Origin of the sequence: Amycolatopsis orientalis DSM 40040 = KCTC 9412 (genome assembly GCF_000478275.1) — a bacterium.
GTDB lineage: Bacteria > Actinomycetota > Actinomycetes > Mycobacteriales > Pseudonocardiaceae > Amycolatopsis > Amycolatopsis orientalis.
Genome location: NZ_ASJB01000055.1, coordinates 93,337 through 119,469 on the forward strand (window position 1 = coordinate 93,337; position 26,133 = coordinate 119,469).

The following is a 26,133-nucleotide window of genomic DNA, read 5'->3' on the forward strand; positions in this document are numbered from 1 at the left end:
AGAATTTCCTTGTGTGACAAGGGAATTCTGGAGGAATGGTGGGCTTTGCCGGTAAAAGTGCCGTCGCGGGATGCGCCGGTCTCATGGCACTGCTCGGCGCACCGGTCCCGGCCACGGCGGTCGCCGAGCAGTGCGCGAACCCGACGGGGACCTATACCGCCGCCGTTCCGTGGGGCCAGCGGCTGATCGATCCCGCACGGGTCTGGCCGCTTTCGCGCGGCACCGGGCAGCTGGTCGCGGTGATCGGCACCGGGGTGGACGGCGGCAACGGCCAGTTCGCCCGCGGCCAGCTCGTCGGCGGGCAGGGCACCGAGGCCGAGGACTGCGACGGCCGGGGCACGATCGCCGCCGGGATCGTCGGCGCGCAACCGGATCCGTCCACCACCTTCGCCGGGATCGCTCCCGGGGTGAAGCTCCTGCCGCTGCGCTACACGCAGGCGAACGGCGGCGGCGATCCCGGTCAGCTCGCGTCCGCGATCGAGACGGCGCTCAACCGCGGTGCCGGGATCATCCTGATCGCCGTCCCGGCCGCTTCCGACAGCCCCGCGTTGTCCGGCGCCGTCTCGCGCGCCAGGGAGAAGGGCGCGCTGATCGTGTCGCCCGCCGCGGGGACACAGCAGGGCCAGACGTCCTATCCGACCGCGACGCCCGGCGTGCTCGCGGTCGGGTCGACCAATCAGGCCGGTGAGGCGGTGCAGGCGGAATCCGGCTCCTACCTCGGGATTTCCGCACCCGGCGCCGAACTGGTCAGCACCTCGGCCGGCGCGGGCGGGACCGTGGCGCACCGGTGGCCGGTGAGCGATCCCGGCCTCGCCGCCGCCCATGTCGCGGGCGTCGCCGCGCTCGTGCGCGCTTATCACCCCGGGCTTTCGCCGGAACAGGTCGTCGCCCGGCTGACCCTGACCGCGCACCGCGGCCCGGGCGGCGGGCACGATCCGCGCCGGGGCTGGGGCTCGATCGACGCCTACGCCGCCGTTTCCGCCGCCATCCCGGCCGGGACCCCGGGACCGGGAGGGCCGCCGAGCGTCGGCCCGGACACCGTCGTCGTCCCCGCGGCCGCCCCCGCGCGCGGTGGCGCGGACAAGGCTTCCGGTGTGCTCGCCCTCGCCGGGGTGGCCGCGGCCGTCGCGGCGGGCGTGGTGGTGGCCGCGGTCCGGCGGGGCAAGCGCCGCGGCTGGCGGCCTTCGCGTTTCGTGGAGCGGTAGGGGCTTTCCCCAGTACATGATGGCCCCCTTCCTTGCGCCAGGCGCAAGGAAGGGGGCCATCATGTACTTCGAGGGTCCGCCGGGGCATGGCTCCCTGGTGAGACAGAGCGCCTCGCAACTGTCCACAAGGGACAGTTGCGGTCAATCGATGTCCGATTGATGCCTGCCTGTACGGTCCTGAATGGGGTCGTGAGTGGCAAAGAGGGTTATTTGAGGGGTAAGGCAAAGTTGTCGTGACCGACACCCCCAACTGCGCGTTCTCCCGAAGCCGCTGCTGCCGATCATGTCGCGAAAGCCTCCGGAAGCCGGGCATGTCTCCAATGTGGCATTGGAGACGCTGAGCGCCCCCAATGCCACATTGGAGACATCAGACCGCGGCGCGAGCCGATAGCGCACGCAACACGCCAAGTTTGCCTTACTCGCCAAATAGAACGCTCTTTATCACTCACGACCAGCGCGCGAGACCGCGCAAATTGCTCAAGCCGAACACTTATGGCCTGGAAAGTGATTCGTGACGACACCCGAAACGCAATCAGAGGACTAATTGCGAGACCGGACAGTGCCTCGTGAGCGGCAGCGGCGTACTGGGGGACACCACTGCCGCTCACGAGGTCTTTCGCGACCCCCGGGGTTCTAGGGGACGGGTACGCAGGCTGTCGAGCCCACGATGGCCACGCCGTCGCCGACGCGGGAGACATGCACGTTGAAGTCGGCGCCGTCGCGGCTGAACTGCGCGATCAGCTCACGCGGGTTGCTGCGATCGCGGGTCCGCCAGCCCTGGCCTTCCAGCATCGGCAGGACGACGTCGACGAGCTTGCGCACCGCGTCGGTCGCGTCGTCCACCCGAAGGCCGTACTGCCAGCAGAACAGGCGGCCCGGCTGGGTCGGATCGCAGTCCAGTTCGCCTTCCACGGTGCGCTCCGCGCTGCTGCCGAAGGTGCCCGCGACACCGTCGATGACCGCGGTCAGGTCTTCGGCCAGCGGCTCGAGCCCGGTGTTCCTGGTGATCATGACCAACCCTTCACAAGCCTCGGCCGATGCCTTCGACGGCCATCTCCCGCAGGGAGCCACCCGTGAAGCCCTCGTGCGTGACCGGTCCGCCCGTGATCACACCGTAGATGTTGTTCCACGAATCCGAACCGGGCTTGAGGACCCCGCTGTGGGAATCCAAGCCCCACTGCAGGTCCCCGTTCGCGTCGCGGCCGGTTTCCAGTTCGACGACGCCGGGGAAGCGGTCGGGGTCCGCTCCGTGCCCGGCGCCGAGCCATTCGATCAGGCCGGCGTTGCCCTGCGCGACCACGATCGGGTCGAGGGGAGCCGTCATGGAGTATCGCTGTACCCCGGCCTGGCTGGCGGGCAGGTCGTTCGGGCCCCAGATCCCGTGGCCCATGCCCGCGGATTCGACGTGCAGCACCTGATCGGCCCTGAGCCCGAGCTGTTCCGCGAGTCCCACGGTCGCGCCGCCGTAGCTGTGCCCGACGGCGGTGACCACGACGCCAGGGCCGGCGTGGCTGTCGATCTGCCCGCGCAGTTCGTCGCCGAACGCCTTGAGTTCGGGGGCCATCGTCTGGGCGTAATGCGCGGCGGGGCCTTCGGTGACGACGTTCTGGGGGAAGACGCCGTCGGCCCAGACCACCATCGCGGTCCGTCCGGTGGCGTCGGCGGCGACCAGGCTCTTGCCGAGATCGGCGTAGCTCTGGAAGTTGCCGAACGAGGTGTTGACACCGGGCACGAACAGGCCGACGTTGCGGGTGCCCGGTTCGATCCGGCCGACCAGTTCGGCGATGCGCCCGTTCCCGGACGGGTCGAACCGCAGGATCTGCCGGTCGTTGGCGAGAATGTCCTCGTACAGCGCGATCCTGGTGCGCGAGTTCGCGATGTCGTCGGCTTTTCCGCCGTGTGCCAGGAGATTCGCGAGTCTGTCGCGTTCGGACGTCAGCGCGTCGGAGACCTTGACGCGGTTCTCGGCGATCGCGGTGGCCCACTTGCCGGTGTCGGCCGCGCCGCCGACGCCCGCCGGATTCCCGGCCTTGGGCAACGGGTTCTCCGGCATCAGCGCCCGGTACGAGGCGGCGACCTGGACGTCGGTGCGCCGGTAGCCGCCCGCCGCCGCCGTCAGGCCCTGGTGGATCACGGTCGCCCTGGTGACCCGGCCCTCGAGTTTGCCGGCGACGTCCTTGATCGTCTTGGTGTACGTCGCCGAAGCCGCGCCGGACGCGGAAACGTGGCCGAACGCGGTGGCGGGCACGTTCTCACCCGCCAGCGCGGCCTGCGCGGTCTTGAGCACGCCGGCGCGCTGTTCGAGTTCGGCCGCCGCCGCTTCGAGCCTGGCGGGGGCGACCCGGTAACCGCCCGCACTGGATGCCATCACCGAGCCGCCTCTCCTGCTTCAGGGATTTCAGTACTGTTCGGGTTCTTCGCCGAGCACGGCCGGGGCGACCGGGGACGACTGGCCCCAGACGTTCTCGGTCTCCACGAGCCACGGCGGGATCCGGCGGCCGGAGCCGAGGTCGCCGCCCGCGCCCATGCCCATCGGCATCATGGGCATCATCGGCATCGCGCCCTTGGCCGCCGCCGCGCCCGCGGCACCGGCGGCTCCGCCTGCCAGCCCGCTCATCGCGCTGCCCGCCGAACCGTCGCCCGAGAGACCCGAGAACGCGGCCGGTGCCTCGCCGGGACCGGAGAACCCGCCGCCCGCGCCGATCGCGCCGCCGTCCAGCGACGGCGCGCCGCCACCGCCGATCGGGATGCCGCCTCCGGCGCCGCCCGCGGTCGCGTCGGTGCCCGCACCAGCGCCTCCGCCGACGACTTCGCCGTCTTTCTTGTCCTCTTTGGGATTCTTGCCTGCCGCCCAGCCGGGCACCCGCGGCATGATCGAGCCGAACCGGCCGAACGCGGCGGCCGAGGCCGCGGCGAGACCGGCGGTGAACATGTCGCCGAACAACGGGTTCGACTTGATGGGCTGACCAGGCTGCCCGGTGGTGGGCGGGGTCGAGCCGTCCGAAGGCAGCGGGTGCGTGTTGTCGCCCGGGACAACGCCGACGCCGGGAGTGCCGCCGATGTCGTTGCCGACGGCGCCGCCGCCCGGGGCCGTGCCGCCACCGGTCACCGGCGGCGGGGTGACGGCGTACGGCGAGGCGGGAATCGACTCCTCGGCCGAGGAGTACTCGCCCGCGAGCTGGGTCATCACCACGATCGCCTTGCTGTGCGCCGCGCTGGCCGCACCCGCGGCCTGCTGCTGGGCCTCGACGTTCGCGATCGCCTGCTGCCGCTGCTGGGCGGCGCTGATGATCGTCGCCTGTGACGAATCCGGGGGCAGCAACGGCGGATTGACCGCGAGCGCCACGTCGGCCGGGGAGACGTCCGGCACCGCGACCGGCGGCGGCATCTCCTTCTTGGCCTTCACCAGCGCGTCCGCCGCGTCCTCGAGAAGGTGGTTCATCGCGTTCGCGGTCTGGGCGACCTTGCGGATTCCGCCGACGAGGTCGGTGATCATCGTGTGGTACTTGTCGGCCGCGCCGCCGGTCCAGCTGCCGGAGAAGTCCTTCAGCTCGCCGGTCAGGTTTTCGGCCTGTTCGAACAGAGTGGAACCCGTGGACTGCCACTTGTGGGCCGCGTGGCGCGCCGTGTTGGGGTCGCCCGCCTGCAACATCGCGTAGAGCTGCTGATGGGAGTAGGCGGCGAAGTTCGTGTGCGCGGTGTTCGTCATCCCTTGATCCCCCCGCCGTGAGAGCCGCCGTTGCCGCCGAGGACTCCGCCGAGCACGTTGAGCAGCGGATCGAGCAATCCGGTCTGCCGGCTGGAGTGGTTCATGTCGCCCGCCACCGAGTCGTCGGCCGCCGCGTAGCCGTCGGCGACGGTCGTGGTGACGTCCTGCGCGAAGGTGATGGCGCCCTTGACCTGATCCAGCAGGCCCTGCATCTCGGCGACCGCCGCCTGATGGGCCTTGGTGAGGGAACCCGCCTCCCCGAACTCGCCGAACAGCAACGGCTCTTCGCTCAGGGTCAGCAGGAAGTCGTTCGGCTTGGACATCGCGTGGATCTGGGTCTCCAGTTCCCGCACGAAGTCCTTCAGTGATTCCAGATGGACGTAGTACGACTGGTCTTGCATTGATCCCGGCTCTCTCGTGATCGGCCATGCCATCGAAGGACGACTACGCGCAAAGCCGGCCGACCGGTGCCGAGGGGGGTGAAAGCACCGGCCGGCCGACGGTTGGGGGATCAGCCGGCGAACAGGCCCTGGTTGCGGTTCTCCAGGCTGTGCTGGAGATCGTGGGCGTCGCCGACCTTGCCACCGAACTGCGCGATGATCGCCACGATGTCCGCGGTGGCCTGGCGCAGGCGGGTTTCGGACGCGCGGGCCGCCTCACCGGCGGAGCTGCCGGAGGCGTACCAGGTCTGGGTGATCGGCTGCAGGTTCGTGTGCAGCTGTTCGAGCTGGGACGTGAGCGCCTTGGCCTTGGCGGCCAGCGAGGCCGAGCTGTGCTGCAGCGCGGCGAAGTTGATTTCGACGACGTCAGCCATGATTGGTGGTCCTCTCGCGGATCAGGGGTTCAGCCGGTGGATCACGGTCTGGTCGACGGTTCCGCTGACCCCGGTCAGGCTTTCCCGGACCTGCTCGTCACCCGAGTTGTAGTTCCGGTTGCTCTCGTGGACAAGGCGCGACATCGTGTTGAGCTCGTTCACGGCGATGGTCATCTTCTCCTGCAGACGACGCTGCAGATCCCAGAACGCGACCGCCTGGTCACCCTTGTAGTTGTGCAGGGTCTGGGTCAGCTCGCTCTCCAAGCTGGCCATCGTCGTCTTGGCGTTCGACGCGGTTTCCTCGAACCCCTGGACGGCGCGCGCCATCGCGGCTGCGTCAGCCTGATATCCCGTACCGGTCATCGATGGGCCACCTCCTCTCATCTCGCTGGAAATCCCGGTGAGCACCAGGGCGCCCCTGTCTGCTCTTGTGAAGGACACGCTAGAAAACCGGGGAGTGTGGTCAAACGGCACAACTGCCGGTCACGGTGACGGCACTATTACCCACAGGTCGGTGGTAGGGCCTTCCCCACCACCGATCCGGGGGAGTGCGCCAGTGTCTCGGCAGGGGCCCACCGGCACGCTCGAATCCATGGTGGACAAGGGATCCGTGACGATACGGCATCGGCCGCTGATGATCTTGGCGGCCGCGATGGCGGTACTCGGGGTGATCGCGCTCGGCGGTCTCGTTTTCGATGATCGCAGCCTCGTCAACGCGCCCATCTGGCTCAAACCGCTCAAGTTCACGATTTCCGTCGGCCTTTACGCGGTGACCCTGGCCTGGCTGATCGGACAGCTGACGCGGGGCCGCCGGATCGGCTGGTGGCTCGGGACGGTGTTCGCGGTCGGCCTCGGCCTGGACATGGCGCTGCTGTTCTGGCAGATCATCGTGCGCGGCCGGACACTGCACTTCAACCGGGCGACCCCGGACGACCAGTGGATCAACAACATGGTCGCGAATGGTGCCTTCACGGGCTGGGGCGCGACGGCGGCCATCGCGATTCTCCTGTTGTTCCAGCGTCTTCCCGACCGGGCGATGAACTCCGCGTTACGCGCGGGTGCCGCGTTGTCGGTGGTGGGCATCGGGATCGCGATGCTGATGTTCGGCCCGAACGAGCAGCAGAAGGCGCAGTTCCGGTCCGGGGAGCGGCCGTCGATCGTCGGCGCCCACGCGGTCGGGGTGCCCGACGGCGGTCCCGGACTGCCGGTGCTGGGGTGGAGCACCGAAGGCGGCGACATGCGCATCCCGCACTTCGTCGGGATCCACGCGATCCAGGTGCTGCCCCTGATCGCCTTCGGACTGCTCATGCTCGCTCGGCGGTACCCGGTGCTCGAAGCGGAATTCGTGCGGCGGAATCTCGTCCGGACCGCGTCCGTGGGCTTCGCGGGACTGCTGGCGCTGCTCACGTGGCAGGCGCAGCGCGGTCAGTCCATCGTGCACCCCGACTTCTGGACCCTGGCCGCGGGCGCCGGGATCATCGCCGTCGTGGCGGCCGGATCGGCGCTCGCGCTGCGGCAGCCGCGGCCGATGCACCGGCTTGCGTGATCTTCACCGTACCTCCACGAAATCCACTCGGGACTTACTCGGGGATCCGATAGTTTCCGGGTGATGAAGGGGGTAAGCGTGCACGAGACACGTATCAATCGGAGGATTTCGGGCAGACGCGCGGGCGTCGTGCTCACCGCCGCGGCGGTGCTGATCGGCGGGGTGGCGTGTTCGTCGTCGCCTGGCTCTCCCGACGGAGCCAAGCCGGCGGCGCCCGAGGTGTTCGGCCCGGCGGGATACCGCGGTCTCACTCCGGGCATGGCCAAGGACGCCGCGCTGGCGGGCGGAAAGCTCGCTTCGGCACCGACGTCTACTTTGGACGGTTGTACCGATTTCTCCTATACCGGTGGTCCGGCACCCGACCCGGCACGGATGAAGGCGGAGACCGACGTCGAGGCCAAGGCCAAGGAGCTGAACAAGAAGGCCGACGAGCGGCAGGCGAATCCGGATCCGAAACCGGGTTCGTCCGCCGCGGACAGTGCCAAGGCCGCGGAGAAGGACGCCGCGGACGCCAAGCTGTACGCCGACGCCGCGCTCGCGTCCGCCGATCTCGCGGGCAAGCGGGAAGAGCGGGACAAGGCGTTCGTCGCCGCCGGGGGTGCCTCCTTCGGCAAGGACGGGCTGCGTGAACTCGCGGCTCCGCCGGACGCCAAGACGGCCGAAGGGATCGGCGCAGGGTCCTCGTTGGCCGACCTCAAAGCGGCCTACGACGCCAAGGGCATGAAGGCGGGCGACAACGGCCGGTTCCAGGTGCCCGTCGACGGGAAACCGGACTGGGTCTACGAGTTCACCGTCAACGGGGACAAGGTCGGATCGGTGTCGATGGTCAACCCGAAGTCGAAGTGCGCCTAGGGTTTCCGCGCGTCGAGAAAGGGGCCGTCCGGTTTCGGGCGGCCCCTTTCCTCAGCTGATCAGACTCCCGCGACGGTGCGGATCCAGCTTCGGCTGGCCGCGACGCTGGCGTAGTTCTGCGTGCCCTGCGGGTTCGAGCCGGAGTTGTTGCCGGTCGAGCAGACACCGACCTGGACACCGCCGGAAAGCTGCGGGCCGCCCGAGTCGCCGTGCCACGCCGAACCGTCGATGCCGACACTCGCGATGGCCTGGCCGCCGTACGCGTCGCTGCTGGTGCCGGTGATGCGGACGTTGGCCGTCTTCAGGACGCTCGACGGCGGGTTGGTGCCCTCCGTGCGGCCCCAGCCGTAGATCTGGTTGGTGGTGCCTGTCGCCGGGTTGGCGCTGCCGAGCTTCATGTACGTCGTGCTGATCGCGGAGGTGAGGTGCAGCAGGGCGATGTCGCCGCTCGGGGCGGCTTTCTGCTGGTCGACGTCGGCCTCGGTACCCTGGTTCAGGTTGACGTTGCCGACCTTGACGTGCATGCCGGGGGCGTTGAGGCAGTGTTTCGCGGTGAGGACCCACTGCGGGGCGATGATCGTGCCTGAGCAGTTGAAACCACCGAACGCGGTGGCGTCGTCCCAGTAGATCTGGGCGCCCCACGGTGCGGAACTCACGGTGCCGCCGCCGATGATGTCCTGGCCCGCGTTCGCGGCGGGAGTGGCGGCAAGGGTCAGTGCCGCGGCGGTACCGGCCACCGCTGCGACGATCTTGGACATACGCATTGAATACGCCCTTCGGCCTGCGTCGGGGAGTTCGTTTCGAGTTGAAACGGTTTCACCAAGTTAGGCGGCGGTAAGACTTTTTGTAACCTACCGAAGTCGGTAACCGGTGCGAGGAAAGTATTGGGCCGTCCGGGTGGGACAGTCGGATGTGGACACCGGGGTCGAAGCGCATGGGGACATCCGCGGCTTTTAGGGTGTTCTGGTGAAGACTCAGGTGATCGTGCTGAACGGCGGCTCCAGTTCGGGCAAATCGGGAATCGCCCGGTGTCTCCAGGCGGTGCTGCCGGATCCGTGGCTCACACTCGGCGTGGACACCCTGATCGACGCCATGCCCGCCACTGTGGCCGATGGAATCGACTTCGCCGCGGACGGCGGGGTGAGCGTGGGGTCCGGGTTCCGGCGCATCGAGGACGCGTGGATGGCGGGGGTCGCGGCGATGGTGCGGTCGGGTGCCCGGGTCATCATCGACGACGCCTTCCTGGGCGGGGCCGGGTCGCAGCGGCGATGGCGTGACGCGCTGGACGGGCTTGCGGTGCTGTGGGTCGGGGTCCGGTGTGACGGCGTGATCGCCGCCGGGCGGGAGATGGCGCGCGGGGATCGGGTCGCGGGGATGGCCGAGGCACAGGCGGAAGTCGTGCATCGGGGCGTGGTTTACGACGTCGAGGTGGACACTGGGGCCGGTGAGGCTTTGGCCTGTGCTCGGGAGATCGCCGCGCGGGTTCTGTGAGTACCGCGCGTTCTCCGGCCCCACTGTCCACTCAGGACACCGATGGTCGCGTTACCTCGCATTGCGCGAGACGTCGATGACGTGCCCGTTCTTCAGGGTCGCTCGGTAGCGGAAGCCGCCATGCGGATCGTTGACCCGTGCGTCGTTGACCGTCACGGCGAACGTGCCGTCACGCAGCGAAGCGGGAATCGTCGAGTTGTCCGGTCCCACCAGCGAAACCGCGGTCACGTCGTCGGACGCGATCCCGAACAGCGACGTCGGCCCACCGCCGCCGCCGATGCTGGTGAACTCGTGGCAGGGGAACTCGGGGGTGAGCTTGGCGTAACCGCCGCGCCTGCCTGCCATCTCCTCGACGTCCGCGCCCATCATGCGGACCTTGCCGCCGGAGAGGATGCAGACCGCCGCGGCCTTCTCGTTGCGGATGACCAGGAAGCCCTGCGGGGTGTCCGTATCGATCTTGACGGCTGGCCACCAGCTGTCCGGTTCGGGTACCGCCAGTCCGTAGGAGATCGGGTCGGCGATACATTCCCTGGCCAGTTCCACATCCTCAGGGCTCGACGGCATGTGTCGAGCGGGGGAGCCGGATCCGGGGCCGGCCGGTGCCGGGACACTGCTCGGACCCGCGTCGCGCACCGGCGCGAACACCACCGCGGCACCGGCCGCGAGGCCGACGACCACGGCGGCCACCGCCAACGGCTTGCCGACCTTCTTGAGTCGCGCGCCGCCCGCTGGAGCGGCCAGGTCCGGCACGATCCTGTTCCACAGGGCGTTCCGCAGATGATCGGGCATCGGGCGGTCCGGCGGCAGGTCGAAGTCGTTGGTCATGACAGTTCCTCGGTGGTCAGTGCGTTGAGGGCGGTGTCTTGAAGGAGGCCGCGCAGACGGCTGCGGGCCCGGGAAATCCGGGCGCGCACGCTCGCTTCGGTGATTTCGAGTACGGCGGAGGCTTCCGCGGTGGACAAACCGCCCATCAGGCACAGTTCGACGGCCCGTCGCTCGGCCCGGGGCAGGGTGGCGACCGCGTCCAAGACCACCCTCAGCCGGCGGCCCGCATCGACCTGGCCGGCGACGTCCTCGGCGTGATCACGCACGACACCGCCCCGCGGCAGGCGCGACAACGCGCCGGTGAAGCGGCTCAGCCGGCGCTGTTCACGGCGGGCCACATTGCTGGTCACGGTGTACAGCCACGGCCGGGCACTGTCGTTCACCAGCGTGACGTCGCCGAGGCGCCGCCACGCCGTGAGGAACGTGGAGGAGGTCAGATCCTCGGCGACCGACCACGACCCCGTCAGCCGGTAGGCGTAGTTCCACACCGCTCCGGCGTGCCGGCCGAACAGCTCCCCGAACGCGGCGACGTCGCCACCCGCGGCTTGTTCCCACAACGCCCGGTCACTGGCGGCGTGGCCGGCCGGGTCATCCGCACCGACGTCGGCCCACATCGCCCGCCCCCGCCCTTGATCCACAATTGTCGTCACACCCCCATGTCCCCGCTCGCTCCCAGAGCGTTGCATCCGAGTCAACGGGGACTCTCCGGCGCGGCGTCACCGTTCACGCGCGATCGAGATGCCGAGAGGTGGTCGAGAGCGCGAGTTGTCACTCAGGGTGAGAGGTAAGGCAAAGATGTCGTGCTTTGGCGAGCGTCCGGATTGGCTGGCGGAAGCCGGGCCGTGGTCGTGAGTGGCAAGGAGCGTTAGAACGCTCCTTGCCACTCACGACCCCGTTCAGGAACGTGCATTCAGGCATCAACCGGACGCCGAGTCGTCGAAAACTGTCCTTTGTGGACAGGCCCCGGTGTCGTGTCACGAGTCCGTGGGAGTGCTCAGTCCTCCACAGGTTTCGTCCAGGCCACCTGGACCAGGCCCGTTCCATGCCGCCGCGAGACCAGCACGCCCCGCCCCGCCGGTTGTGGCTCCGGTTTGACGTCGCCGAGCAGCGCGCCCTCCTCCCGCGACCCGGACATCACGATCCCGGGCGACCCAAGCTCGCGGATCCGCTGCAGGACGGGCTCGAACAGCGAACGCCCGGCGCCGCCGCTGCCGCGCGCGAGGACGAGGTGGAGTCCGATGTCCCGCGCCTGCGGCAGGAATTCCAGCAGCGGCTGCAACGGGTTCCGCCCCACGGTCGCGACCATCTCGTAGTCGTCGACGAGGACGAACAGCTCCGGCCCGCGCCACCACGACCGGTTCCGCAGCTGCTCCGGCGTGACGTCCGGGCCGGGAAGCCGGTTCCGCATCGCCTGCTGGCACTGCTCGATCAGCCCGGTCAGGACGGTCTCGGATCCGGCGTAACCGAGCAGATGCGACTCCGCCACCGCGCCGAGCATCCCGCGCCGGTAGTCGGCGACGACGATCGCCGCTTCTTCCGGCGAATACCGTGCGGTGATGCCCTGCGCGATCGCGCGCAGGAGCGAACTCTTGCCGGATTCCACGTCGCCGAAGGCCAGGAAATGCGGTTCGGTCGCGAAATCGAGGTACACCGGCCGCAGGTTCGATTCCGCGATGCCGAGCGTGACCTGCTTGCGCGGTCCGGTCTCCAGCGAGTCCAGCGGGATCTCCGGTGGCAGCAACCGGACCTGAGGCGCCGTTGCACGCGGCCAGGCGGCGGAGATCCGCCGGTTCAGATCCAGTCCGCCCGCGCCGATGGTCTCCGGCCGCTGGTCCGAATCGATACGCGGGAGCGCGGCGAGGAAGTGCAGTTTGTCCGCCGTCAGCCCACGGCCCGGCTTGTCCGCCGGGACGTTCTGCGCGATCTTGCGGTCGATCAGCGAGTCCGCCGGTTCACCGAGCCGCAGTTCGAGTTTGGTGCCGATGGCGTCGCGCAACGGCGCGCGCATGCCCATCCACTGGTTGATCGAGACGACGACGTGGATCCCGAACCCGAGCCCGCGCGAGGCCAGGCTGGTGATCTGCTCCTCCAGCTGTTCGTATTCCTGCCGGATCGTGGTCCAGTTGTCCACGAACAGGAAGACGTCGCCGAACTCGCGGCCCTCCGTGCTCTCCTTGAACTCCGAACGCCGCTGGCGGAACGTCGTGATCGACTCGATCCCGTTGGCGGAGAAGAACTCCTCACGCTGTTCGAGCAGGGTCGTCAGTTCCGCGACCACCCGGCGGCAGCGCTGGGCGTCGCGCCGCGTGGCGTAGCCGGACACGTGCGGCAGCCCGGCGATCGGTGCCAGCGCGCCACCACCCATGTCCAGCACGAAAAGCTGGACCTCTTCCGGGGTATGGGTGAGCGCGAGCATCGCGGCGATGTCGCGCATCAGCGTGCTCTTGCCGCTCTGCGGCGCGCCGACGATCAGCGCGTGCCCGGCGGCACCGGAGAAATCGGCCCACAACATGTCGCGGCGCTGCTCGAACGGCTTGTCCACCAACGCCACCGGGATCATCAGCTTGCCGTTGCCGCCCCAGCCCAGCGGGCACAGCCCGCGCTCGGGATCCTCGCCGATCGGCGGCAGCAGCTGGTCCAGCGTGGGCGGTTCGGCCAGTGGCGGCAACCAGATCTGGTGTGCTTCCGGGCCTTTGCCTTCGAGCCGCGAGAGCATCGCGCCGATGATCGTCTCGCCGGTGCCCTTTTCGACCGGCTCCTCCGCTTCGACGGTCACCGGGATCTCCACCGGCGCCAGCGTGAACGGCATCAGGCCGAGGCTCTGACCGTCCTTGCGGACGATCTTGCTGCGCGGCGGCAGCTCACCCGAGACGTAGGCGGCCTTGAGCCGGACGAGGGTGTCGTTGTCGGACTTCAGGTACGCCGAACCCGGCACCGGCGGAAGCTGGTAGGCGTCCGCGACACCGAGCACCGCGCGGCTTTCCGAGGCGGAGAACGTCCGCAGGCCGATCCGGTACGACAGATGCGAATCCAGCCCGCGCAGCCGTCCTTCCTCCAGCCGCTGCGACGCCAGCAGCAGGTGGATCCCGAGACTCCGCCCCAGCCGTCCGATCGCGACGAACAGGTCGATGAACTCCGGCCGCGAGGACAGCAGTTCGCTGAATTCGTCGATGATCACCAGCAGCGACGGCAACGGCCGCAGGTTGGCGCCCGATTCCCTGGCCTTTTCGTAATCCCGCACCGACGCGTAGTTCCCGGCCGCGTGCAGGAGTTCCTGACGCCGCAGCAGTTCCCCGTTCAGCGCGTCCGCCATGCGGTCGACCAGCGCGAGATCGTCGGACAGGTTGGTGATGACGGCGCAGGTGTGCGGCAGCCCGGTCATCCCGGCGAAGGTCGCGCCGCCCTTGAAGTCGATCAGCGCGAGGTTGAGCTTCTCCGAGGAATGCGTGACGGCGAGCGCGGTGACCAGTGTCCGCAGCAGTTCGCTCTTACCGGATCCGGTCGCGCCGATGACCAGGCCGTGCGGGCCCATCCCGCCTTCGGCCGACTCCTTGAGGTCGAGGTCGACCGGCCTGCCTTCGGGGTTGACGCCCAGCGGGATCCGCAACCGGTCGCGCGCCGAACGCGGCGCCCAGGTGACCGCGGTGTCGGTGTCGCGCGGGTCGCCGATGCCGAGCAGCCCGGCCAGCCCGAACGTCGCCGACATCGGCGCCTCGCTGACCACCGCGGCGCCCTGGAACAGCGGCGTCAGCATGCGGGCCAGCGCCTCGGCGGCCCCGCGGTCCAGGGTGTCCGGTGTGCCGAGGAAACCGAGGTGCTGCTCGGTCCCGTCGCCGACGACCATCCCGAGCTGCCCCGGGCTCATGTGCAGGCTCAGGAGCCGCTCGGACGACACCGACCGCGGCTGCTCCGTGCCGACCTCCACCACCGTGACCCCGAGCCTGCCCTCCTCGGCGACGAGTCTCGTGTCGCCGAGGGTGTGCCCGCCGTCCACGACCACGACGACATGGGGCAGGTCGAGCCGGGAATCCGGCCGCCGCGTGAACGCGGGCCGGTCGCCGAGGTCGGGGCCCAGCAGATCGGCGAGCTTCCCGGAGTCGGCGTCGACGAGCCGTCGCGGACCGGCGGCGTCGGCGGCGGTGGAGGCGACGTGCGGCAGCCACTTCGCCCATTCCCAGTCGTGCAGCCGGTCGTCCTTGACGCACAGCGCGATCCGCAGGTCACCGGGTGAGTGGAAGGTCGCGAGCTGGGTCAGCAGCGCCCGCGCGGTCCCGAGCGTGTCCGGGCGGCGACCCGACAGCATGACCTGCGCGAACGAGCGCAGCGAGACCGCGACCGGAAGCCCGTCGACCGTCGAATAGGTCCGGATGAAGTGCTTGAGGTTCGTCGAGCACACCGGGTCGAGGTCTTCCAGCGGCACGGTCTGCGGCGCCTTCAACGGGGTCGCGAGCCGCTGCGGCCCCGTCCCGACGCGCACCTGCGCGAACTGCGAGTCGGACCGGCGGCGATCCCACAGCTTCCCCGCCTCGATGTACGCCCACAGATCGGCCGGATCGGGCTGCAGCGCCGTCATCGCCGCGCGCTGGTTGTCCGCGATGTCCCGGACCTGGCCGCGCAGCCCGGTCAGATACCGCTGGTAGTCCCGGCGTTCCTCGTTGATCTGTGCCTTCTTCGCCGCACCGCCGCGCCCGAGTGACATGACGACCATGCCCGCCATCGCGGTGAGGAACAACGCGCCGAAGATGTAGGTCATCACCCCGCCGTCGCGTCCGATGTAGACGAACGACATGGCGCCCATGCCCAGCATCATCGGCATGAACATCAGCAGCTGCATGGCTCCGCCGCCGGAGCCCTTCGGCAGCATCGGCGGGGACTGCAGGACGATTTCACCGGGCTGCTCGCCCAGGGCCGGCAGGCGGTCGCGAGTGGCGCTCATCAGGGTCTTTCTGGCCGCTTGTGGGTAATCCTGCCGATCATTCTGGCCACTCGTGCCGCCCTCGCGGTGGGTACTTTTGCCGTCCGCCCGCGTCTGGTGACGAACTTACGCTGCTGGAACAGGGCAGACGCGGGGGAACGAGAGAAGGAGAACCATGGTCGGCACGGGCGAGTACCGGGCGGAGCCCGAGGCCATGCGCTCGGCGGTCGGGAACCTCGGCGGCATCATCATGCAGGGCATCAACGTCGTCGCCGACCTCGAACGCACCGTTCTCCAGCCGATGTCGTTCGCCACCTTCGGCAGCGCGGTGGCGGCGGCCAACACGGCGATGCAGAGCCAGCAGGTGGTCGCGGTCCGCACGCTCCTGCAGCTGCTGCAGCAGATCAACGGCTTCATCAAGAGCAGCGCCGACGCCTATCAGGCCGCCGACGAGGCCGTCGCGGGCGGATACGGCGGGCATCCCGGTGGCGGTGCCGGTTCGACGTCGTCGATCTGGGGGAACTCGCACGCGGCCGAACTGGCGACGCTGGCCATCAACGACAGCGCAGGCGGCGCGGGCGAACCGTCTTCGGTCGGCAACGTCCTGCGGTACCTGGGGGACGCGCGGCTGGGGCAGCTCGGCGACCACCCGATCACCGACACGCGGTTCCAGGGCGTCTCGGACTTCAACGACTGGCTGGCCGGTGACGCTGACAACCAGGCGCGGGTCGGGGTCATCGAGGTCTACGCCGGTACGGCACGCCATTTCGGCGACATCCCCGGCGGGGTGCACTCCGGGGACGTCGTCGTGGTCGAACCGCTCCTGTTCTCCGACAGCAAGCCGATCATCGCCATCGCCGGAGAAGGCGGCCAGCTCTACAACCACGGACTGATCGAGGCGGATATCAACGGCCTGGCGAAGGTCAGCGTCTACCGCCCGGCTTCCGTCTGACTTCCGGCCTGAGGAGCGAGGTTCCATGCTGACTTACCCGAATTCCAGCGCGATGGACGCCACGGCGTCCTCGGGCGGGCCGATCACCATCCTGCCGCAGATCCTCACCGGGCAGCCGGAGCAGATCGCGAAGCACGTACTCGAGGTGCTCAAGAAGGCCAACGAGTTCCTCACCATGTACAACGAGGTGACGAAGGCCGCCGAGCAGCTGGGCAAGATCTGGTCCGGCGCCGCGTCCGACTCGGCGTTGAAGAAGATCACCGATTCCCTGAACTCGCTGACCAAGATCATCCAGGTCGTGCAGCGGGGTGCCGAACTGCTCGGCATCGCCGGGACGCTGATCAAGACCGCCCAGACGGCCTACAAGGCGGTGGTCTCGGCGGTGAACCCGACCGTCGCGGGCCTGATGTCGAATCCGTGGACCTACGGCGCCGCCGTCGCGCTTTCCACCGCCACGAGTGCCTCGCTGCGCGCGTTCATCACCGCGATCGGCGCGCTGCTGAAGGCACTCGGCGTCGTCGACCTCGCCAACCAGATCACCCAGATCGCCGCCATCATCGGCGAGGTCCAGAAACTGTTCGGGCACAACGACTCCGGCAGCGGCGCGGCGGGCAACGCGGCCGTCTCCGGTACCCCGGTCACCGCCCCGCAGGCGCCGGGTTCGGTCGCCAGTGGTGCGGGACAGGCCGCGATCGGCGGCTCCGGCGGCGGTGCGGGCGGCGCTTCCGGCGGTGGTTCGACGCCGGGCGAGGCGCCGCCGTTCACCCAGTACCGGCCGCCCGCGCTGGGCGGCAACGGGTCCCAGGGCGGCTGGCCGGGCGGTGCCGACGCCTGGATCCCGGTGGACAGACCCTCCGGTGGCGGCTCGGGTTCCGGCGGCCCGGTGCCGGGCGCGGGCAACGGGAACACGGTCACCATCACCACCGACCTGAGCACCGGGAAGTCCACGGTCCAGGCGCCGGGCGGGCAGGACATCGATATCGACATCGACATGAACTACGGCGGAAAGCACTTCGAGCAGCACATCGACATCGATGCGGGAGCTGACTCACCGGCGAAGGGCAGGTAGCCGTGTGGGGAAGCGGTGTGGTCGACGCGTCGGGCGTCGTCAGCTCGATCCTGTCGAACTACCGGCGGCTCGTGGTCGAGTACCAGCGGCGGGTCACCGGTGACCCCTCGGCGCTGACCGCGGCGGGACAGCGGTGCGGTGAGCGGGCGTCGACGGTATCGGGCCGGGCGGAGGAGATCGGCAAGGCGGCGAAGGCGCTCAACGCCTCCTGGGAGGGTGACGCCTACATCGCGTTCGCGACGTCCGCGGCTGAACTGAGCCAGGACCTCGCCGAACTCGGCGCCAAGCTGAGCGACCAGTCGAACCGGCTGCGGGCGGGCGCGCAGGCACTGCAGGGCGCGAAGTCCTGTGTGGACTCGATCCTCGCGCAGTTCGACCAGTACGCCGCTCAGCTCGTCAGTCAGGCGCGGACGGCGAACGCTGGCGCGGTCAACGCGTTCATCTCCGCCGCCAGGCAGCTCGGTGAACGCGCCGCGCAGGCGGCGCGGGAGATCGCCGACGAACTGAGCGACGAACTCGCGCGGCTGTTCCCGCCCGAAGGCGTCGGCCGGATCGAGCACGAACTCGGCAAATGGGGCCGGGGCCCGTTGTACTGGCTCAACGGCGAAACGCTCGACGGGCGTAAGCGGCCGCGGTCGCATCCGTCCTGGTTCGGCAATTCGGGCTGGAAGAAACTCACCTGGGACGGTCTCGAAGGCACCCGCGCCCCGCGCGCCGCCGATACCCCGTTCGGCAGGCCGAAGCCGGAAGGCCTGCGCGACAAGGCCTGGAACAGCACCGAGATCACCTATCTCAAGTGGAAGCAGGAACAAGACGGCTTCACGCCGGGCTGGGACGCCAAGGTCTCCTCGCAGGGCTGGGACGTCAAGGCGTCCGGGCACGCCGAACTGGCCGCCTTCAAGGAAGAAGCCGAAGGCAAGAAGGAATGGGGCGTCGCTTCGGCGGGTGCTAAGGGGACCGCCTTCGTCGGCGGTGAGGTGAACGGTTCGGTCCAGGCCGGCGCGCACGGCGTCGGCCTGCACGCCAACGCTTTCGTCGGCGGCAAGCTCGAAGGCGAACTCGCCGCGGACGTGGCCGGGGTCGGCGTCGGCGCCAGCGGCACCCTCCAATATGGACTCGGCGCGCAGCTCGACGGCCAGGCCGTCTACGACGCCGGGCATATCAAGGTCAACTTCAAGGCCGGTCTCGCACTCGGTCTCGGTGCCGGGGTCGGCGCGAAGATCGACATCGACCTGCCGAAGATCGCGGACACCGTCGGTGAATACGGCGGCGCGGCCGTCGACGCGGTGAGCGGCGCGGCGGGCCAGGCCGCGGACGCCGTCGGCGAGGCGTGGGACGACGCGGTCTCCTACGTGGGCACGTGGTGAGCGGGATGGTCGCACAGGACCGGGTTTCGCTCCCGCTCGGCTTCGACATCCCGGACGGCTGGGTGCCCGTCGAGCCCGCGTCGGTCGGCGCCGACGGCGCGGTGTTCGTGGCCGTGCATTCCGGATCGGCCGAAGAGTTCACCCCGAACATCACCCTGAGCGTGGGGCAGCGGCCTGACGGGGCGTCGATCACGGACATCGCCGACGAGGCCGTCGAACGCCTCGGCCGGTCCATGGCCGCGCTCGAAGTGGTGCGGCGCAAGGAAGTCGGCAGTCCGGCCGCGCCCGGGGTGACGCAGGTGCTGCGCCTGCGCACCGGCGAGGGACGGGAGCTCGTGCAGACCCAGGTGCAGCTGACCGTGCCCGGTGCGAGCCGCGCCGACCGGCTGGTCCTCGAAATCGCTTGCACCGCGACGCCCGAGACGGCCCGCCGGCTCGGCGACGACTTCCGCCGCTTCGTGGGCAGTGTCCACGTCCGGCGGGATTTCACCGCAGATGAAGGAGAAGACTCGTGACCACCGACCCCTACGCCATGCCGGACATGGACGAGCTGCTGGACCAGGTCCGCAAGCAGACCGAAGAGGTGCAGCGCATCCAGCGTTCGGTCGAAGCGATGGAGGTCAAGGCGCACTCGCGGCAGAACGAGGTCACCGTCGTGCTGCGCGGTGACGGCCGGTTCACCTCGATCGACATCGACCCGCGCGCGCTGCGCCAGTACGACGCGCGCAACCTCTCGGAGATCGTGCTGGAGGCGGTCAACAACGGGCTGCAGAAGCTGGCCGAGGCCAGCAGCGCCAAATTCGCCCCGGTCATCGAGTCCGCCAAGTCGATCGAAGCATGACCGCCGCGATCGCGGGCTCCACCCGGCGCGTCACGGTGGTGACACCGAGGGCGCGCGTCGACGTGGCGCTGCCGCAGCAGAGCACGTTCGCCGAACTGGTCCCGCAGCTCGTCCGGCTCGCGGGCGCTTCGGGGCAGGCGTCGGCCGAGCATCCGGGCTGGGTGCTGTCGCGGCTCGGCGGCGCTCCGCTCGCGCTCGGGCTCACGGTCGCCGCCGCCCAGGTGCGCGACGGTGAGGTGCTGCACCTGACCCCGCGGGAACGCCCGCGGGGTCCGCTGCTGTTCGACGACGTCGTCGACTCGATCGCCAGCGTCGCCGAATCGGGCACCGGCCGCTGGGGACCGGCGGTGGCGCGCAAGGCGGGCATCGTCGCGTCGGTGGTGCTGCTGCTCGCGGGTGGCCTGCTGGTGCAGGCGGCCGCGTCCGGCAGTGTGCTGGCGCCGATCGGGACCGGACTGCTCGCGCTGGTACTGGTGCTCGGCGGTGGCGCGCTGAGCCGCGCGTACGGCGACGCGGAGGCCGGTGCCGCCGGGGCGCTCGCCGGGGTCGGCGCCGCGCTGCTGGCCGGGATGTCGATCCTGCCGCCGCATCCGCTGTTCTCGCTGTCGGCGGGACCGCTGGCCGTCGGGCTCGCCGTCGTGACCGTATACGGCGTGATCGCGGCCGTTTCGGTGGCCGACCGGCTGCCCTGGTTCGTCGCGGTGACGGTTTCCGCCGGGCTCGGCGCGATCACCACCGCCATCACCGTGCTCGCGGACGTCCGCCCGGTTTCGGCGGCCGCCGTGGTCGCCGTCGTGGCGACGGCGCTGGCCGCGGTGGCGCCGATGCTGGCGCTGCGGCTCGGCAGGCTGCCGCTGCCTCGGGTGCCCGACGACATGGACGCGTTCCGCGCCGACGAAAACCCTTCGCTGGGCGAGGACATGGTCGGCGGGACGACCTACGCGCAGGCGTTGCTGACCGGGCTGCTCGTCGCGCTCGGCCTTGTCGTGGTCTCGGCTTCGGTGGTTCTGTCGGCTTCGGGCGGGGCTTGGGAAGCGGGCTTGTGCGCGCTGCTGGGACTGGCGCTGATGTTGCGCTCGCGCGCCTTCGCCGGTCGTTCGCAGCGGCTCGTGCTGATCGGTTTCGGCGCGGCGGCCTTGGCGGCGGCCGGTTTCTGGCTCGCCGCGGGCGGACCGCGTTCGTTCGTGTTCGGCGCGGGCTGCGCCGTCGTCGTCGCGGCGGGCGTCTGTCTCACCTACGCGACGCGGGTCGCGAAGGGGCGCCGTTCTCCTTACTGGGCAAGGACTCTCGACATCATCGAGTTCCTGGTGCTGCTGTCGCTGATCCCGTTCGTCGGCATGATCGCCGGGGTCTACGAGGCCGTCCGGAACTGAGCCACCCCCCGCCAGGCGGCGACGTTACGTCCGTGGAGGATTCCTTCCCTACCCTCAGAGAGGAAAGGAATCCTCCACAGACCGTCCCCTCAGTCCTCCAGCGCCAGCGGCAGGGTCCGCCGGACCGCCGCCGCGTGCCGTCCGTGCAACGGGATCACCGCGATCCCCTTCGGCCGCACCGGCTCCGCTCCGGGCCGCCCGCCGACCCGGATGGTCACCTCGGACCTCTCCCGCCCGCCAGGGGTACGGCGCAGCGTGTACGAAGTCGCGGTGAACGCCGAGCCGGGTACGTGAAGATCCAGCGTCCGCGCGAGATCCCGCTCCGACCGTGGCCGGTAGCAGACCTGCGACGCGCCACCCCAGTCCCAGGAGCGCCAGCCGTGCACGGGCGCGTCCCGGCCGCTGCCGAGCGCGACGCGCAGTTCCTCCGCCACCTCACCGGCTTCGAGCACGGTGCTCTCGAATCCGGCTTCCGCCAGCGACCCCATCAGCGACAGCGCCGCGCAGGCGGTGCTCCTCAACGCGCCGAGTTCGCCGCCACCGCGGGCGAGCGCCGCGATCGGCGCGTCCTCTGGCCGGTACCGGACGGTGAGCCAGCGGACCCGCAGCAGCGACTGTCCATTGGGGACGGTCCAGGTCAGCAACTGCGCGCTGGACAACGGGATCCCGGTACCCGCGTAGGCCTCGCGCAGAATGTCGACCAGCAGTTCGGGGCCGGGTTCCATCGCACCGGGGGTGAGCCGCACGATGGCGCTCCAGCCGTCGCCGACCTCGGCGACCCCGAACCGGTTGCCCGCGCGGTCGACGTGCTGGCGCACCCGGACGGGACCGGCGAGCCGGTGCAGCGGATCGGGGACTTCGCCCTTGGCGCGGCGCTTCAACCGGTAACCGGCCCAGGTGAACAGCCAGCCCGCGGCATGCCGTCCGGCGAAGCGGATCGACGTCGTCAGCACGAGGACACCGGCGGCCGCGGTGATGCTGATCCGCGCCGCCTGCGGGATCCCGTCGACGGTGAAGGCCAGCAGCACGGCGATCCCGGCGATCTCCCAGAGCGCCGCCTGGAGCGGGCGGATCGGCAGCAGCCAGGGCAGCGGCGCCGCACCGGCGGGGCCGCGCGCGGGCGCCTGATCCGGGACCGGGCGGACCGGGGCTTCAACCGACAAGGAATTCCCCTCCTCCGTGCACGCGCCCGACGGTAGTGCGCTCTCGCGCGCGCGAGGGCGTAAAAATTACCCTCACCGCGAACCGGGTCGGAACCTAACGTGAGCACCCTCGATCGGGGCGGTTACGAACGGCGGGGGACGGGAGCGTGTGGACGCAGCGGGACCAGATCCAGGCTTACCAATTCCTCCGCAGGAGACTGGTTTCGGCCCTGGTCTCGGCAGACGCCAACCACCCGGTCGCCCCGAGCCGCAGACTGGTCATCGGGACCTTGTGCGGTCTCGGCGTCGCCCTGCTGATCACCGCGGTGTTCGGCGTGATCGGCCTGCTGAACCCTTCCGGCGGTAAGGACTGGCTGGCGGGCGGCAAGGTGATCGTCGAGGAGGACACCGGCGCGCGGTACATCCTCGGCCAGGACGGCGCGCTGCATCCGGTGCTCAACTACGCCTCCGCGCGGCTGATGGCCGGTGGCAACGGCGAAGCCACCGTGACCGTCCCCGCGGACAAACTCGCGAAGGCGCCGCGTGGTGCGCAGATCGGCATTCCCGGCGCCCCCGATTCGCTGCCCGCGAAAGCCGCGCTGGTGACCACGCCGTGGACCAGTTGCTCGCGCACGACCCAGGACGCGCCGGCGTCGGCGGAACCGGCGACGACGGTGCTCCTCGGCGCGCCCGCCGCCGGGATCGACCTGCCGAAGGACCAGGCCGTCGTGGTCCGCGTCCCCGAGGGAGAGCGCTATCTCGTGACGGCCGGGCGCCGCTACAAGCTCACCCCGGAGGCCGCCGCGGCCCTGCAGTTCGACACCTATCCGGCGATCGCGGTCTCGTCGCGCTGGATCGGCACCGTCGCCGCCGGACGCGATCTGGCCTACCGCGCGATCGAGGACGCCGGACGACCGGGCCCGCGGGTCGGGGACACCGCGACGAAGGTCGGTTCGGTGCTCGGCGTCATCGACGCGATGGCGTCACCCGGCGACGCGACGTCGTACTACCTCGTCCGCGCCGACGGGCTCGAACCGATCGGCCAGACCGAGGCGAGCCTGGTGCTCAACACGCCGCAGAACGCGGATGCCTACAACGGCGTCCCGGCCCCCGTCGCGGTGCGCGCGGCCGACGTCGCCGCGGTGCCGAAGGTCGGCACGGCGAGGGCGGGCGGGGCCGATCCCGCGGAGTATCCGGACCGGATCCCGCGAAAAGCGCCCGTTACCGGACAGTCCGTGACGTTATGCGCACAGGGTTCTCGAATCGTTATCTCCGCGCAGGTCCCCTTGCCGCAAGGTGCGAAGGCGATCCCGGTGACGGCGCGGACGGACGCGCTGGTCGCCGACGAGGTTTTCGTGCCTCCGTCAGGAGGCGCGGTGGTGACGGAATCAGGTTCCGGCACGGTTTACGTCGTGACCGACACGGGGTTCAAGTACCCGGTGGCGAGCACCGAGGCCCTCGCTTCCCTCGGTTACGGCCAAGCCGAACGGCAACCGGTTCCGAATGGGTTGCTGGCACTGGTACCGCGGGGACCCGCGCTGGATCCGGCGCAGGCCGGCCGCACGGTGTCCGCGGCGGGTGGGACGGGGTGAGCGGGAACGTGCAGATGACTGAAGACAGGCCGGAGACCGACCGGGTCGACGTCGCGGTGATCGAAGACCATCCGTTGTACCGGCACGCCGTGGTCCGGGTCCTCACCGAAGCGGAGGGGATCGAACTGGGCGCGGTCGTCGATTCGGTCGCCAGGTTCCACGTGCACCCGCAGCCGCCCGGCAGCGTGGTGCTGCTCGACCTCGGCCTGCCGGGGATCGCCGGGGCGGCCGCCGTGCTCCAGGTCTGCGAACTGGGACATCACGTGCTCGTGGTGTCCGCGCAGGCGGAGTCCGAACAGGTGCTCGGCGCGATCGCCGCCGGTGCCAAGGGTTTCCTGTCCAAGGACGTCGACGTGGAGGAACTCCTGATCGCGATCAGGACGGTCGCGCAGGGGCGGGCCTACGTCTCGGCGGTGGTGGCCGGAATGATCATCAAGGACAACGCCGACCGTCCCGTGCCGGCCCCGGACGTCGCGCTGTCGGCACGGGAGAAGCAGGTACTGCGGCTGGTCGCGGCGGGCGAACGCGACGTCGACATCGCCCGCATCCTCGGGATCGGGGTCCGGACGGTCCGCGGTTACCTGGACCGGATCCGTGACAAACTCGGAGAAAGAAGGCGGGCCGGTCTGGTCCGCAAGGCCATCCAGCTCGGGCTCGCGTCTCCGCCGGAGGTGCCCGGCCCGTCTCGGCCGGTCGCGCCCCGCGACGACGCGGGCGGATTCGAAGGACGCCGGTGAACGCAGACGAGCAGCAGCCGAAACGCACCACACCGATCAACGTCGGGGTGATCGAAGATCATCCGCTGTACCGGGACGCCGTCGCACGTGTCCTCACCGAAGCGCCCGACATCGCGCTGGGCGCCGTCGCCGACTCGGTCGCGCGATTCGCCGTCCAGGAGCAGCCTCCGGGCAGCGTCGTCGTCCTCGACCTGAAGCTGCGCGGCGTCCAGGACGCCGCCGCGGTGCTCGAAGTGGGGCAGATGGGCCACAAGGTGCTCGTGGTGTCCGCGCACGCCGAGCAACCCGAGGTGCTGGGCGCCATGCAGGCCGGGGCGAAGGGTTTCCTGTCCAAGGACGTCGACGGCGACGAACTCCTGCGCGCCATCCGCACCATCGCCGACGACAACGCGTACGTGTCGCCGACGCTGGCCGGAATGATCATCCAGGACAGCGAAGACCGGCACGCCGGTCCGAAGATCGTGCTGTCCGAACGGGAGAAGCAGGTCCTGCGGCTGGTCGCGGCGGGCGAACGCGACGTCGACGTGGCGGAGATCCTGAACATCAGCGTGCGGACCGTGCGGTCCTACCTCGACCGGATCCGGGACAAGACCGGGGAACGGCGGCGGGCCGGCTTCGTCCGGGTGGCGATCCGCGAAGGCCTGCTGCGCTAGCCCCTGCGCTAGCCACCCAAGCGCCAGTCACCCATGCATTTCGTCCTCTGGATGCGGTAGTTGCCCCGCGCAAGCACCGCATCCAGAGGACTAAACGCGGGGTCCGGAGAAGTTCACCCGCAGCGTGTACACGGAACTCGACGCGGTGACGAACAGGTCGTTCCGACGCGGCCCGCCGAAGGTCAGGTTCGAGCAGACCTCGGGCACGTGCAGCTTCCCGATCCGCGTTCCGTCAGGCGCGAAGCAATGCAGGCCGTCGTGCGCAGCGGCCCACACCCGGCCCGCCGCGTCCACGCGAACGCCGTCGAAACCGCCTGCATCGCAGGTCGCGAAGATCCCGCCGCCCGAAAGCCGCCCGCCGTCCACCGAGAACACCCTGAGGTGACTGGGGTTCTGCCGGGTGTCGGCGATGTAGAGCAGTGACTCGTCGAGGGAGAAGGCGAGCCCGTTGGGGCGGCTGAAGTCGTCCGCGACGATCCGCACGGAGCCGTCCACCGGGTCGGCGCGATAGACGTGGCAGGCGCCGATCTCGCTTTCGGCCTGGTGGCCTTCGTAGTCGCTGTCGATCCCGTAACTGGGGTCGGTGAACCAGATCGCGCCGTCCGAGGACTCGACGACATCGTTGGGACTGTTGAACTTCTTGCCCTGATACGTCTCCGCGAGCACGGTGGTGCTCCCGTCGTGCTCGGTGCGTGTCACCCGGCGGTTGCCCTGTTCGCAGCTGACGAGCCTGCCCTGCCGGTCGACCGTGTGCCCGTTGTGGAACCCGGCGGGCTCACGGAACACGCCGACCGCGCCCGTGGTCTCGTCCCAGCGCAGCACGCGGTCGTTCGGGATGTCGCTGAAGACCAGGTACCGGCCGGCGGGGAAGTAGGCGGGCCCCTCGGTCCAGCGGCAGCCGGTGTGCAGCCGCTGCATCCACTCGTCGCCGTTGACGCGGGCGAACCGCTCGTCGAGAACCTCGAAACGTGCCTTGACCTTGTCCATGGAAACCCCAGTCACTCTGTATGACATCTTGCCCAAAGCATGTAACGCTGAACTTGATATGGT

At 69.8% G+C, this 26,133-nt stretch carries 25 protein-coding genes; 13 read left to right on the forward strand and 12 right to left on the reverse strand.

Annotated elements, in window-relative coordinates:
* The first annotated feature begins 35 nt into the window (after nt 1-35).
* The gene (locus L324_RS18190) at nt 36-1,205 is read left to right on the forward strand and encodes a S8 family serine peptidase (protein ID WP_037309469.1); all 1,170 of its coding nucleotides are present in this window, start codon (nt 36-38) and stop codon (nt 1,203-1,205) included.
* Nucleotides 1,206-1,838: 633 nt separating this feature from the next.
* Here the strand turns inward: L324_RS18190 and L324_RS18195 are convergent.
* The 6 genes from L324_RS18195 to L324_RS18220 form a co-directional block, all read right to left on the reverse strand.
* Complete coding sequence (locus L324_RS18195; protein ID WP_037309472.1) at nt 1,839-2,216, reverse strand: hypothetical protein; 378 nt, start codon at nt 2,214-2,216, stop codon at nt 1,839-1,841.
* A 10-nt stretch (nt 2,217-2,226) separates the two neighbouring features.
* Nucleotides 2,227-3,573 carry an alpha/beta hydrolase gene (locus L324_RS18200; RefSeq protein WP_037309475.1) on the reverse strand — a complete coding sequence of 449 codons (1,347 nt, stop codon included), beginning with the start codon at nt 3,571-3,573 and terminating at the stop codon, nt 2,227-2,229.
* Nucleotides 3,574-3,603: 30 nt separating this feature from the next.
* Complete coding sequence (locus L324_RS18205; protein ID WP_037309478.1) at nt 3,604-4,914, reverse strand: WXG100 family type VII secretion target; 1,311 nt, start codon at nt 4,912-4,914, stop codon at nt 3,604-3,606.
* Nucleotides 4,911-5,315, reverse strand: coding sequence for a hypothetical protein (locus tag L324_RS18210; RefSeq protein WP_037309481.1), 405 nt, complete (start codon nt 5,313-5,315; stop codon nt 4,911-4,913). The genes L324_RS18205 and L324_RS18210 overlap by 4 nt, the downstream gene beginning before the upstream one ends.
* 110 nt (nt 5,316-5,425) lie before the next feature.
* Nucleotides 5,426-5,728: a hypothetical protein gene (locus L324_RS18215; RefSeq protein ID WP_005155348.1), complete on the reverse strand. Its 303-nt coding sequence runs from the start codon at nt 5,726-5,728 to the stop codon at nt 5,426-5,428.
* A gap of 21 nt (nt 5,729-5,749) precedes the next feature.
* Entirely contained in the window at nt 5,750-6,091 is a 342-nt protein-coding gene (locus L324_RS18220; RefSeq protein ID WP_073848466.1) for a WXG100 family type VII secretion target, read from the reverse strand.
* 229 nt (nt 6,092-6,320) lie between these two features.
* Here L324_RS18220 and L324_RS18225 point away from each other — a divergent pair, with 229 nt between their 5' ends.
* Together L324_RS18225 and L324_RS18230 are read left to right on the forward strand one after the other, a co-directional pair.
* Nucleotides 6,321-7,274 (forward strand): hypothetical protein, encoded by a 954-nt coding sequence (locus tag L324_RS18225; protein ID WP_037309485.1) that lies wholly within the window; start codon nt 6,321-6,323, stop codon nt 7,272-7,274.
* A 78-nt stretch (nt 7,275-7,352) separates the two neighbouring features.
* On the forward strand, nt 7,353-8,126 hold the full coding sequence (locus L324_RS18230) for a hypothetical protein (protein ID WP_235783564.1): 774 nt from the start codon (nt 7,353-7,355) through the stop codon (nt 8,124-8,126).
* 59 nt (nt 8,127-8,185) lie between these two features.
* On the opposite strand, the gene L324_RS18235 is transcribed toward L324_RS18230, so the two are convergent.
* Nucleotides 8,186-8,884 (reverse strand): S1 family peptidase, encoded by a 699-nt coding sequence (locus L324_RS18235; protein ID WP_037309721.1) that lies wholly within the window; start codon nt 8,882-8,884, stop codon nt 8,186-8,188.
* Between the two features lie 208 nt (nt 8,885-9,092).
* Here L324_RS18235 and cpt point away from each other — a divergent pair, with 208 nt between their 5' ends.
* On the forward strand, nt 9,093-9,617 hold the full coding sequence (gene cpt, locus L324_RS18240; protein WP_081736388.1) for a chloramphenicol phosphotransferase CPT: 525 nt from the start codon (nt 9,093-9,095) through the stop codon (nt 9,615-9,617).
* A 51-nt stretch (nt 9,618-9,668) separates the two neighbouring features.
* Here cpt and L324_RS18245 read toward each other — a convergent pair whose 3' ends face one another.
* The 3 genes from L324_RS18245 to eccCa form a co-directional block, all read right to left on the reverse strand.
* The gene (locus tag L324_RS18245; RefSeq protein ID WP_037309491.1) at nt 9,669-10,442 is read right to left on the reverse strand and encodes a hypothetical protein; all 774 of its coding nucleotides are present in this window, start codon (nt 10,440-10,442) and stop codon (nt 9,669-9,671) included.
* Nucleotides 10,439-11,056, reverse strand: a complete 618-nt coding sequence (locus tag L324_RS18250) for an RNA polymerase sigma factor (protein ID WP_037309494.1) — start codon at nt 11,054-11,056, stop codon at nt 10,439-10,441. Before L324_RS18250 ends, L324_RS18245 begins: the two co-directional genes overlap by 4 nt.
* Before the next feature lie 380 nt (nt 11,057-11,436).
* On the reverse strand, nt 11,437-15,378 hold the full coding sequence (eccCa, locus tag L324_RS18255) for a type VII secretion protein EccCa (RefSeq protein WP_051173962.1): 3,942 nt from the start codon (nt 15,376-15,378) through the stop codon (nt 11,437-11,439).
* Between the two features lie 154 nt (nt 15,379-15,532).
* Between eccCa and L324_RS18260 the strand changes: the two genes are divergently transcribed.
* The 6 genes from L324_RS18260 to eccD are packed head-to-tail and all read left to right on the forward strand — an operon-like array spanning nt 15,533 to nt 20,959.
* Nucleotides 15,533-16,309, forward strand: coding sequence for a WXG100 family type VII secretion target (locus L324_RS18260; protein ID WP_037309496.1), 777 nt, complete (start codon nt 15,533-15,535; stop codon nt 16,307-16,309).
* 25 nt (nt 16,310-16,334) lie between these two features.
* A complete protein-coding gene (locus L324_RS18265; protein ID WP_037309499.1) occupies nt 16,335-17,378 on the forward strand; it encodes a hypothetical protein in 1,044 nt (347 codons plus the stop codon).
* Between the two features lie 17 nt (nt 17,379-17,395).
* Entirely contained in the window at nt 17,396-18,745 is a 1,350-nt protein-coding gene (locus L324_RS18270) for a WXG100 family type VII secretion target (RefSeq protein WP_081736389.1), read from the forward strand.
* Between the two features lie 5 nt (nt 18,746-18,750).
* The gene (locus L324_RS18275; RefSeq protein ID WP_037309505.1) at nt 18,751-19,260 is read left to right on the forward strand and encodes a hypothetical protein; all 510 of its coding nucleotides are present in this window, start codon (nt 18,751-18,753) and stop codon (nt 19,258-19,260) included.
* Nucleotides 19,257-19,586 carry a YbaB/EbfC family nucleoid-associated protein gene (locus L324_RS18280; protein ID WP_233223736.1) on the forward strand — a complete coding sequence of 110 codons (330 nt, stop codon included), beginning with the start codon at nt 19,257-19,259 and terminating at the stop codon, nt 19,584-19,586. The genes L324_RS18275 and L324_RS18280 overlap by 4 nt, the downstream gene beginning before the upstream one ends.
* Nucleotides 19,583-20,959, forward strand: coding sequence for a type VII secretion integral membrane protein EccD (gene eccD, locus L324_RS18285; RefSeq protein WP_037309508.1), 1,377 nt, complete (start codon nt 19,583-19,585; stop codon nt 20,957-20,959). Before L324_RS18280 ends, eccD begins: the two co-directional genes overlap by 4 nt.
* An 89-nt stretch (nt 20,960-21,048) precedes the next feature.
* On the opposite strand, the gene L324_RS18290 is transcribed toward eccD, so the two are convergent.
* Nucleotides 21,049-22,122, reverse strand: coding sequence for a type VII secretion protein EccE (locus tag L324_RS18290; RefSeq protein ID WP_037309511.1), 1,074 nt, complete (start codon nt 22,120-22,122; stop codon nt 21,049-21,051).
* A 146-nt stretch (nt 22,123-22,268) separates the two neighbouring features.
* Between L324_RS18290 and eccB the strand changes: the two genes are divergently transcribed.
* Genes eccB through L324_RS18305 form a run of 3 tightly spaced genes read left to right on the forward strand, consistent with a single transcriptional unit; the run spans nt 22,269 to nt 25,083 of the window.
* On the forward strand, nt 22,269-23,693 hold the full coding sequence (eccB, locus tag L324_RS18295; RefSeq protein WP_037309513.1) for a type VII secretion protein EccB: 1,425 nt from the start codon (nt 22,269-22,271) through the stop codon (nt 23,691-23,693).
* 14 nt (nt 23,694-23,707) lie between these two features.
* Entirely contained in the window at nt 23,708-24,430 is a 723-nt protein-coding gene (locus L324_RS18300) for a response regulator transcription factor (protein WP_235783565.1), read from the forward strand.
* On the forward strand, nt 24,427-25,083 hold the full coding sequence (locus L324_RS18305) for a response regulator (protein ID WP_037309519.1): 657 nt from the start codon (nt 24,427-24,429) through the stop codon (nt 25,081-25,083). The genes L324_RS18300 and L324_RS18305 overlap by 4 nt, the downstream gene beginning before the upstream one ends.
* 90 nt (nt 25,084-25,173) lie before the next feature.
* Here L324_RS18305 and L324_RS18310 read toward each other — a convergent pair whose 3' ends face one another.
* Nucleotides 25,174-26,070 carry an SMP-30/gluconolactonase/LRE family protein gene (locus tag L324_RS18310; RefSeq protein ID WP_037309522.1) on the reverse strand — a complete coding sequence of 299 codons (897 nt, stop codon included), beginning with the start codon at nt 26,068-26,070 and terminating at the stop codon, nt 25,174-25,176.
* Between the last annotated feature and the right edge of the window lie 63 nt (nt 26,071-26,133).